A 9074-nucleotide genomic window follows, 5' to 3' on the forward strand; every position below is an offset into this window, starting at 1 on the left:
GTCATGAATGTTGCGCTGATTGGCTCCGGCTCCTGGGGAACCGCCGTCGCCGGCCTCGCCGCCGAGCGAGCCGAGCGCGTGACCATGTGGGCCCACAGTGAGCAGACGGCCACCGGCATCAATGCCGAGCACCGCAATCCCCGGTATCTGGTGGACTACGAGCTGCCCGGCAACGTTGTCGCCGCCACGGACCTGTCGCAGGCGCTCGACGGCGCCGAGGCCATCATCTTTGCCGTGCCCTCCACGCACCTGCGCAGCGTATGCCATCAGGCAGCACCCTTCATCGCCGCCGACACCCCGGCACTCTGCCTCACCAAGGGTATTGAGCCCGAATCCGGCCTGCTTATGAGTGAGGTCATCGCCAGTGAGATCGGCAACGAGTCGCGTGTCGCGGCGCTCTCGGGCCCCAACCATGCCGAGGAGATCTGCCGCGGCGGGCTTTCTGCCGCCGTCATCGCCAGCAATGATCCACAGGTAGGGGAGACCTTTAAGGACCTGCTCCTATCCACGGCCTTCCGCATCTACCTGTCGCAGGACATGACCGGCGTCGAGGTTTGCGGCGCCATGAAAAATGTCATCGCCATCGTGTGCGGCATCTCCGCCGGCTTCGGCGCGGGCGACAACACGCTTGCCCTTATCATGACGCGCGGCCTGGCCGAGATCAGCCGTCTGGTGCACGCCCGCGGCGGTCAAGCCATGACCTGCATGGGTCTTGCCGGCATGGGTGACCTCATTGCCACCTGCACCTCCGAGCATTCGCGCAACCGCACCTTTGGCTACGAGTTTGCCCACGGCATCTCGCTCGACGAGTACCAGGCACGTACGCATATGGTGGTCGAGGGCGCCGTCGCGGCCCGCAGCGTCAGTGAGCTTGCCCGTTCACTGGGCGTAGACATTCCGCTCACCTTTGCCGTGGAGCAAACGCTCTACAACGGTGTTACTTTGGATAGGGCGCTCGAGATTCTCACAGATCGCGTCCCTTCTCAAGAGTTCTACGGACTCACCGACTAGCGCAGAAAGGCTTCTACCATGGGTTCCATCAAAATCGCTCCGTCTGTCCTTTCGGCCGACATGGCCAACCTCAAGGGCGAACTCGACAAGATCGCCGGTGCCGACTACGTGCACTTCGACGTTATGGACGGTCACTTTACCGGCAACCTCACCTTTGGCGTTGACATCCTTAAGGCCGTCAAGCGCTCCACCGATGTACCGGTCGACGCGCACCTCATGGTGACGAACCCCGACGAGACGGTCGATTGGTACGCCGACGCCGGTGCCGACATGATCACCGTGCACTACGAGGCTTCCACGCACCTGCACCGCACGCTCACGCATCTGCAGCAGCGCGGCGTCAAGGCCGGCGTGGTGCTCAACCCCGCCACCCCCGTGTGCGTGCTCGAGAGCATCATCGACGTCGTCGATATGGTGCTGCTCATGAGCGTGAACCCGGGCTTTGGCGGCCAGAGCTTTATCCCGGGCACCATCGCAAAGCTTCACGAGCTCAAGGCCATGTGCGAGCGCCACGGCGTGTCGCCCCTGATCGAGGTCGACGGCGGTATCTCTTCCAAGAACATCGCCGAGGTCGTCAAGGCCGGCGCCAACGTGCTCGTGGCCGGCTCCGCCGTATTTAAGTCCGAAGATCCCGCTGCCGAGGTTGCGCTGCTGCAGAAGCTGGGCAACGAGGCCGCACAGGAGGCATAAACCCTTATGACCGCAGGTCAAAACCGCATACCCGTGAATCTTGACTATGCCGCCTCGACGCCAATGCGCGCCGAGGCGCTCCTTGCGCAGCGCGAGTACGACGACAGCGAGCTTGCCGGCGTCAACCCCAACTCGCTGCATTCGCTCGGCCGCAAGGCTGCCGCGCGTCTGGAGGTTGCACGTCGCGAGATCGCCCGCAGCTTTGGCGCGCACGTCCGCCCGTCCGAGATTGTACTGACCAACGGCGGCACCGAAGCCAACCAGCTGGCGCTGCTCGGTCTTGCCGAGGGCGCTCGTCAGCGCGATCGCAAGCGCGGTCGCGTAATCGTTTCGGCCATCGAGCACGATTCGATTCTGGACAACCTGCCGCTGCTGCGTGCCGCCGGCTTTACCGTCGACCTGGTGCAGCCCTGCCGCGCGGGCTACGTTGAGCCTGCCACGCTTGTCGAGCTGCTCAGCGACGACGTGGCACTCGTGAGCATTATGGTCGCCAACAACGAAACCGGCGTGGTGCAGCCCATCCGCGAGCTTGCCGCAGCTGCGCACACCGCAGGTGCCCTGTTCCACACCGATGCCATCCAGGGCTACTTGCATATTCCACTCGATGTCACCGAGCTGGGCGTCGACGCCATGTCCGTCGCAGCCCACAAGATTGGCGGTCCCGTGGCATCTGGCGCACTCTACCTTAAGAGCCGCACGCCGCTGCGCCCGCGCATCTTCGGCGGCGGACAGGAGGCCGGTCGTCGTGCCGGCACGCAAGACCTGCGCACGCAGCTCGCCTTTGCCGCTGCCGCCTCGTCTCTGACGCCCCATGTGGCTCAGGAGCGCGCGAAGCTGCAAGCCCTTTCCGACAAGCTCTACGCCACGCTTACGGCCCATCCGCGCATTCACGCCACCATGGGTGACTACGCGCAAGCCGACCGTCTGCCCGGCATGGTATCGATCTACATTGACGGCATGGACTCCGAGGAACTCATCATCAAGCTCGACGCCGCCGGCTTTGAGGTTTCGGCCGGCTCGGCGTGCTCGAGCGGCAGCATGGACCCGAGCCATGTGCTCAGCGCCATGGGCATTGGTCGCGAGCAGGCACTAGGTGCACTGCGCATTTCCTTTGACGACCGCGTGAATCCGGACGATCTGGACGAGTTTGCCCAGACGCTGCTCTCGATCGCAGGTGCCGCATGATCGTCGCCGAGCTCGAGCGCGCGCTACTGGCACGCTATCCCAAGACGGACACCGAGCCCTGGGACCACGTAGGACTCTCCGTTGGCGATCCGGCCGCGGAGATCACCGGCGTTGCCTGCGCACTCGATGCGACCGAAGCCAATGTGCACCGCGCCCAGGAGGCCGGAGCCAACGTGCTGCTGACGCATCATCCCATCTATATCAAGGCGCCCGAGGCGTTTTGCCCGCCCGGCGCGACGCGCCCCCAATGCAGCGCGGCGCTCTACGAGGCAGCCCGTTGCGGCGTGAGCATTATCTCGCTCCACACCAACCTGGACCGCTCGCACGAGGCACGTATCTGCCTAAGTAGGCTTTTGGACGCCGCGTCCGCAAGCTCGTTGGAGCACGTGGACGACCCCGAGGCCTGCGGACTGGGCGCACTCGCGACCCTCCACGACCCCTGCAGCCTGCGCAACCTTGCCGCACGCGCCGCAGCGGCGTTTGGCAGCGACCCGCGCGTGTGGGGCGAGGCCGATCACCCGTGCCGCACCATCGCAATTTTGGGCGGTTCGCTGGGTGACTTTGGCGAGCTTGCCATCGCCGCCGGTGCGGATGTCATCGTGACGGGCGAGGCGGGCTACCACGTGGCGCAAGACCTTGCCTTGCGCGGGCTGCCGGTGATCTTGCTCGGCCACGACCGCTCCGAGGAGCCGTTCGTTGATATATTGATGAACTCTGCAGTTGACGCCGGGGCCGACCCCCGTCATGCGATTAAAATACTGAACCCTTGCCAATGGTGGACTGTGACAAAAGGAGAGAACTTATGAGCGCCGGCGCTACGCTACTCAAGCTGCAACAGATCGATTTGGAGCTCGCCCGCAACAAGAGCGAACTTGCCAATATGCCGGAGCTCAAGGAGCTCGCTTCCAAGCGCAAGACCTATGTAAAGCTCAAGTCCGAGATGACCAAGCTCTACGCCCAACGCAAGGACCTGGACATTGAGCTCGACGATCTCAACACCACCGAGATTCAGACCAACAACGCCATCGAGGCCGCTAAGAAGCGCCACGTTGACGGCTCCGACTACCGCGAGGTACAGGACCTGGAAAACGAGCTCGCCACCCTGGCCAAGCGCCTGGACAAGATTGAGCACACCCGCAAGGATGTCGTTGTCGCCCACAAAGAGGCGCTCGACCGCGAGACCCGCGCGCAGGCCATCATCGCCAAGTTCGAGGAGGGCGTGAAGGCCGATACCAAGGCCGCCCGCGCCAAGGCTGCCGACCTGCAGGCTCAGATCGAAGCCGCCACTAAGGAGCGCACCGCTCTTGCCGCCACGCTGCCGGCCGACGTGCTCACCGACTACGAGCGTCTGCTCAAGCAGTTCCGCGGCTTGGCCGTCGAGACCATCCAGGGCAACATCCCCACGGTCTGCCACACCGCGCTGCAGGCATCGTCCATGAGCGACCTCAACCACGACGGCAGCGAGATCACGCATTGCCCGTATTGCCACCGCCTCCTGGTGCTCCCCAGCAAGGAAGCCTAAATGATGACGGCGGCATCCAACAATTCAATGCAACTTGAGGGAAAAACGATCCTGCTGGGCATTACCGGCGGGATCGCCGCCTATAAGTCGTGCAATATCGTGCGCCTGCTGCAAAAGCGCGGCGCACGTGTCAAAGTCGTTATGAGCGAGCATGCCACGGAGTTCGTGGGCCCGCTCACGTTCCGCGCGCTCACCAATGAGCCGGTCGCGGTTGGGCTATTCGACGACCCGTCTGACCCCATCCACCATATCTCGCTTGCGCAGGAGCCCGATCTGGTGGTCGTGGCGCCCGCGACGGCCAATATCATCGCCAAGATGGCCAACGGCATCGCCGACGACCTCATCTCCACCACGCTGCTTGCGACGCCGCGGCCCGTCGTGATCGCGCCGGCCATGAACAATGGCATGTGGAAGGCGCCGGCGACGCAGGCCAACATGGCCACGTTGCGCGACCGCGGCGTTCACGTGGTGGGACCCGGCAGCGGCTACCTTGCGTGCGGCGACGTGGACACGGGCCGCATGAGCGAGCCCGAGGACATCGTCGAGGCTGTCTGTGAGGTGCTCAACCCCGTGCCGCAAGACCTGACGGGCAAGCGCATCGTCATCACCGCCGGCCCCACGCACGAGCCGATCGACCCGGTGCGATTCATTGGCAACCGTTCTTCGGGCAAGATGGGTATCGCCCTGGCGGGGGAGGCCGCACGTCGCGGTGCCGCCGTCACGCTCGTGCTGGGACCGACATCGCTCGACGTTCCCCGCGGTGTGGAGTGCGTGCACGTACAGACCGCCTCAGAAATGCTCAAAGCAGCGCTGAGCGCCTTCCAGACGGCCGACGCGGCCATTTGCGCCGCCGCCGTCGCCGACTACACGCCGGCGGCCCCGGCGGACCATAAGCTCAAAAAGGCCAACGAGCGCCTGGATCGAATCGAGCTCATCGAGACCGTTGACATCTTGGCCGAACTTTCACGCCAAAAGGGAGATCGCCTCGTAATCGGCTTTGCAGCCGAGACTGATAACGTCGTCGAGTACGCGCAGCGCAAACTCGCGCGTAAGGGTTGCGATGCCATTATCGCCAACGATGTTTCGCGCGCCGATTCGGGCTTTGGAACCGATACCAACAAAGCTTGGATCGTGAGCACAGCGGGCACGCAAGAACTTCCCGTACTAACAAAACCCCAGCTCGCAGATGCAATTTTGGACTTGCTTCAAAATTTGTAAAAAAGTTCTTGCACAAGGACAAAGTTTCGGGTTAATATACTCCCTGTTGCGAGCGAGAGCAGAGCAACAAACAAAAGCTTCGGGACGTGGCGCAGCTTGGTAGCGCACTTGACTGGGGGTCAAGGGGTCGCTGGTTCGAATCCAGTCGTCCCGACCAGAAGTTTGCAGGTCAGGCACCTAGTGCTTGACCTTTTTTGTTTTAATCAATTGCTTAATTTTGATTAAGCAACAGGGTGCCAAAAAACTACCTGAGCGATAATCGCCTTTTGCGGTTACTTGCGCGTTTTTCACACGCTTGAGCCGATTTATTAACGCGATATGAATCTACATACGCGTAGTTGGTATACAGCCGAGTACCGGCTGTATTTATCGCGACGATTTACACAGATATAGCAACTGTAACGAACAGGCGTGTCGCTGTCTTTATTCCAGCAGTTCACTTAATCGGTGGACGAGTGGGGTGTTGCAACGAAACGCCAAGGAGGATGGGCTCTATACGAGGACGCCGCAGAGGCAATGGCGGGGGGAGTACGGAGGGCGCCCTGAGAGCCGCTGTATGACCCCATGTCTCCTTAACTCGATTATTTGTGTTTCAAGCCACAAATCGGTCGAGCAATTGCCAAAAGAAAGGCCCATGCAGGATTGCACGGGCCTTACATCAGATCAAATTTGAGCTAGAAGCACCAAATGGGGCAGACGCAACACCATCTCGTCGCGCCCTCGGCGAGCGACATATCACAGTCGAGGTAGACATCGAGGAAATAGTCAGATCCCGCACAGGGGGACCGCGATGGTGGCCACTGCACCGCCCGAGGGGCCGTTGGCGAGCGAGACGGAGCCCCCGTGGGCGCTCGCGGCCTCGGAGGCGACGTGGAGGCCGAGCCCGTAGTGGCGGCCTCCGTCACGCGAGGAGCGGGAGGAGTCGTCCGTGAAGAGGCGCTCGCAGCCGCGTTCGAGGGCGGCGGGAGAAAAGCCCGGTCCGTCGTCGGCAACCTCGATAACGAGGTGCCCGTCCGCGACGTCGCAGGAGACGGCCACGCGCGAGCGTGCGCACTCGGCGGCGTTGGCCACGAGGTTCGCGGCGGCTCGCGCCAGGGCGGTTCGGTCGAGCGGGGCCTCGGGCGCGCCCGCGACAGCAGGGCCCGTGGCCGCGTCGAGCGTCACGCCTCGCGCCCGGGCGATCTGGGCGGCCTCGGCGAGGACTTGCTCGCAGAGCTCGGCCGGCCGCATGGGGGCCCTCTCCGCCCCGCCGGACCCGCGCGAGGCCTCGATGAGCAGGCGCACGTAGCCGTCGAGCCTTTCGACACTGCCGGCTATGTCGCGCGCGGCGGCCGCGAGGTCGGCGTCTTTCTCGTCTTCCAGCTCCTCCGCCACGAAGTCGGCGTTGGCGCGCAGCACGGTGAGCGGCGTCTTGAGGTCGTGGGCGAGCGACGCCACCTGCTCGCGCTGCCCCCGCTCCGCGGCCCAGCGGGCCTCGAGTGACTCGGCGAGGGAGGTCCGCATGGCGTCCATCGCGGCGAGGACGTCGTTCACCTCGCGCACGTTGGTGCTGCCGACCGCGAAGTCGAGCTCCCCCGCGCCGACGCGCCCCGCCGCCTCCGCGAGCGGCGCCATCTTGCGCGAGATCACGCGGCTCGCGCGTCGCGCCACGAGCGCGAGCGCGAGCGCGCTTCCCGCCGCAGCGCCGACGAGCATGAGGTTCTGCGGGTTGGGAAGCAGGCCGACGAGGTCGCGCGAGACCCACTGCGGCAGGTACTCGCTGACGAGTGCGCAGGCCCCGCCGCCCTTGAGCGGGAACGCGGCGTAGGTGAGGCCCGAACCCCCGCCCTCGATCTCCACTGTGCCCGGATCCGCGGCGAGTGCCGTACGGGCCATTTCCGTCGCGTCCTCGAGCCGCGTGCTCTCGAGGTCTGTCATCAGCACGTATCCGTCCTTGTTCAGGATGAGGTAGCGGTACGCCGTCGGCACGTCCTGCTGCCCGCAGACGCCGTCGCGTGCCAGGCCCTCCGCGACCTCGCGCGCATTGGCCGGCCCCCAGCTTGCCTCGTAGACGAAGCCCGCGTTGATCGCCACGGAGAGCACCATGAACGAGGCGAGCCACGCCGTGGCGACCGCCGCGAACGCGTAGGCGAAGTAGCGCGCGATGACGAAGGAGAGCGGCATGCCGCCGCGACCTCGCGCCCCGATCCTCAGAGCTGCCACTTGTACCCCATCCCCCAGACGGTCGCGATCGGATCGGCGCCGGCCTCGGAGAGTTTCCTCCGGGCGCGGCTGACCTGCATGGATATGGCCGCGTCGTCGGCGACGCTCTCCCAGCCGAGTACCGCCTCGCGTATTTGCGCGCGGCTCATGACCTGCCCGGGGTGGCGGGCGAGGTGCTCGCAGATGGCGTACTCGGTGGGCGTGAGCGGCACGGCCTTGTCGCCCACGGCGAGGCCGCGCGCCCCGAGGTCGATCCGCACCTCCCCGAAGGAGAGGGCGTGCGAGCGCGGTCGGCGCTCACGGCGTAGGTGGGCCGCGACCTTGGCGCGCAGTTCCGCGGCCCCGAAGGGCTTGCGGACGTAGTCGTCGGCGCCCAGGCCGTAGGCGGCCACGGCATCCTCCTCGGCCACGCGCGCGGTCAGGAAGACGATGGGCCCGTCGAAGTCCGGGCGGATCTGCCGCACGAGCTCGAAGCCGTCGAGCCCCGGCATCATGACGTCGCAGAGCACGAGGTCGAAGCGCGAGAGGTCCATCCCCGGGACCGCCGTCGGGTCCGCCGCCCTGACGACCTCATGGCCGTCGCGGCCGAGGACTCGCGCGAGCGCGTCGAGGATCGCCCGTTCATCATCCACTGCCAGTATCCTAGCCATGTTGACCTCCTGAAACTCTCGTCGGAATTGTACTAGCGCCGCGCTCAGCGGTCCAGAGCCCTGCGCGCAGCCGCGGGCGCCTCGGCCGCGTCGAGCAGGGCATTCCTGCCCAGGACGAGCGCTGCGGAGAGGAGGGCGAGCACGGCGGCGAGCGGCCTCCTACGCATCTGCCCTCCCGTCCTCGAAGCGGCAGAACCAGGCGAGAAGGACGGCGGCGGCTGCCAGGGTGAGCGCGAGGCCAGCGAGCGCAGTCGTGAGGAGAGGGCCCGCCGCGCGTGCGGCGTCGATGAAGGCCTCCACCCCGAGCGACCCCAGGCGCGCGGGCCAGGCGAGCGGCACCCAGCCCAGGGGCGTCGCCAGGGCACCGGTGAGCTCGCCGGTCATGAGGCCGTGCGCAAGTCCGCCCACCGAGAAGAACGCGAGGAGCGTCCCCGCCGCGCCGCCGCCGATGGCGGCGTTGCGGCCGAGGCGCAGGGCCACGCCGAGCCCCAGCGCGTAGAGGGGCAAGCTGCCCAGCACGATGCCCGCCCAGGCGGCCGCAAGCGGAGCGGGCCCGAGCGGCAGGCGTCCGGCGACGGCGAGCGCGCCCCCGAACA

The 9074-nt window shown here is 65.5% G+C and carries 8 protein-coding genes, 1 tRNA gene and 1 pseudogene; 7 read left to right on the forward strand and 3 right to left on the reverse strand.

The annotated features are described in order from the left end of the window. Nucleotides 1-3 precede the first annotated feature (3 nt). The 7 genes from DW913_RS06305 (at nucleotide 4) to DW913_RS06335 (ending at nucleotide 5783) form a co-directional block, all read left to right on the forward strand. Nucleotides 4-1011: an NAD(P)H-dependent glycerol-3-phosphate dehydrogenase gene (locus DW913_RS06305; protein ID WP_117797958.1), complete on the forward strand. Its 1008-nt coding sequence runs from the start codon at nucleotides 4-6 to the stop codon at nucleotides 1009-1011. Between the two features lie 18 nt (nucleotides 1012-1029). Beyond that, a complete protein-coding gene (rpe, locus tag DW913_RS06310) occupies nucleotides 1030-1701 on the forward strand; it encodes a ribulose-phosphate 3-epimerase (protein WP_055250140.1) in 672 nt (223 codons plus the stop codon). A 6-nt stretch (nucleotides 1702-1707) separates the two neighbouring features. Continuing rightward, on the forward strand, nucleotides 1708-2886 hold the full coding sequence (locus tag DW913_RS06315) for a cysteine desulfurase family protein (protein ID WP_117797959.1): 1179 nt from the start codon (nucleotides 1708-1710) through the stop codon (nucleotides 2884-2886). Then, nucleotides 2883-3692, forward strand: coding sequence for a Nif3-like dinuclear metal center hexameric protein (locus DW913_RS06320; RefSeq protein ID WP_117797960.1), 810 nt, complete (start codon nucleotides 2883-2885; stop codon nucleotides 3690-3692). Before DW913_RS06315 ends, DW913_RS06320 begins: the two co-directional genes overlap by 4 nt. After that, nucleotides 3689-4408, forward strand: coding sequence for a zinc ribbon domain-containing protein (locus DW913_RS06325; RefSeq protein WP_117797961.1), 720 nt, complete (start codon nucleotides 3689-3691; stop codon nucleotides 4406-4408). The genes DW913_RS06320 and DW913_RS06325 overlap by 4 nt, the downstream gene beginning before the upstream one ends. Nucleotides 4409-4411: 3 nt before the next feature. Continuing rightward, nucleotides 4412-5626, forward strand: coding sequence for a bifunctional phosphopantothenoylcysteine decarboxylase/phosphopantothenate--cysteine ligase CoaBC (gene coaBC / locus DW913_RS06330; protein ID WP_233542020.1), 1215 nt, complete (start codon nucleotides 4412-4414; stop codon nucleotides 5624-5626). Nucleotides 5627-5706: 80 nt separating this feature from the next. Further along, nucleotides 5707-5783 (forward strand) — tRNA-Pro (locus tag DW913_RS06335). A gap of 608 nt (nucleotides 5784-6391) precedes the next feature. Here DW913_RS06335 and DW913_RS06340 read toward each other — a convergent pair. The 3 genes and pseudogenes from DW913_RS06340 to DW913_RS10040 all read right to left on the reverse strand — a co-directional run. Next, nucleotides 6392-7789 (reverse strand): sensor histidine kinase KdpD, encoded by a 1398-nt coding sequence (locus DW913_RS06340; RefSeq protein WP_117797962.1) that lies wholly within the window; start codon nucleotides 7787-7789, stop codon nucleotides 6392-6394. 26 nt (nucleotides 7790-7815) lie between these two features. Beyond that, nucleotides 7816-8478 (reverse strand): response regulator transcription factor, encoded by a 663-nt coding sequence (locus DW913_RS06345; protein WP_117797963.1) that lies wholly within the window; start codon nucleotides 8476-8478, stop codon nucleotides 7816-7818. A gap of 159 nt (nucleotides 8479-8637) precedes the next feature. Continuing rightward, nucleotides 8638-9074: pseudogene (locus tag DW913_RS10040) on the reverse strand (lantibiotic ABC transporter permease); the annotation flags it as partial.

The organism is Collinsella sp. AM42-18AC (assembly GCF_003467965.1).
Classification (GTDB): domain Bacteria; phylum Actinomycetota; class Coriobacteriia; order Coriobacteriales; family Coriobacteriaceae; genus Collinsella.

Excerpts from the sequence above, each read along its gene's own strand:
- DW913_RS06345 (WP_117797963.1), bottom strand. The coding sequence starts at position 8,478 with ATGGCTAGGATACTGGCAGTGGATGATGAACGGGCGATCCTCGACGCG.
- DW913_RS06305 (WP_117797958.1), top strand. The coding sequence starts at position 4 with ATGAATGTTGCGCTGATTGGCTCCGGCTCCTGGGGAACCGCCGTCGCC.
- DW913_RS06325 (WP_117797961.1), top strand. The coding sequence starts at position 3,689 with ATGAGCGCCGGCGCTACGCTACTCAAGCTGCAACAGATCGATTTGGAG.
- DW913_RS06315 (WP_117797959.1), top strand. The coding sequence starts at position 1,708 with ATGACCGCAGGTCAAAACCGCATACCCGTGAATCTTGACTATGCCGCC.
- DW913_RS06320 (WP_117797960.1), top strand. The coding sequence starts at position 2,883 with ATGATCGTCGCCGAGCTCGAGCGCGCGCTACTGGCACGCTATCCCAAG.
- rpe (WP_055250140.1), top strand. The coding sequence starts at position 1,030 with ATGGGTTCCATCAAAATCGCTCCGTCTGTCCTTTCGGCCGACATGGCC.
- coaBC (WP_233542020.1), top strand. The coding sequence starts at position 4,412 with ATGACGGCGGCATCCAACAATTCAATGCAACTTGAGGGAAAAACGATC.
- DW913_RS06340 (WP_117797962.1), bottom strand. The coding sequence starts at position 7,789 with ATGCCGCTCTCCTTCGTCATCGCGCGCTACTTCGCCTACGCGTTCGCG.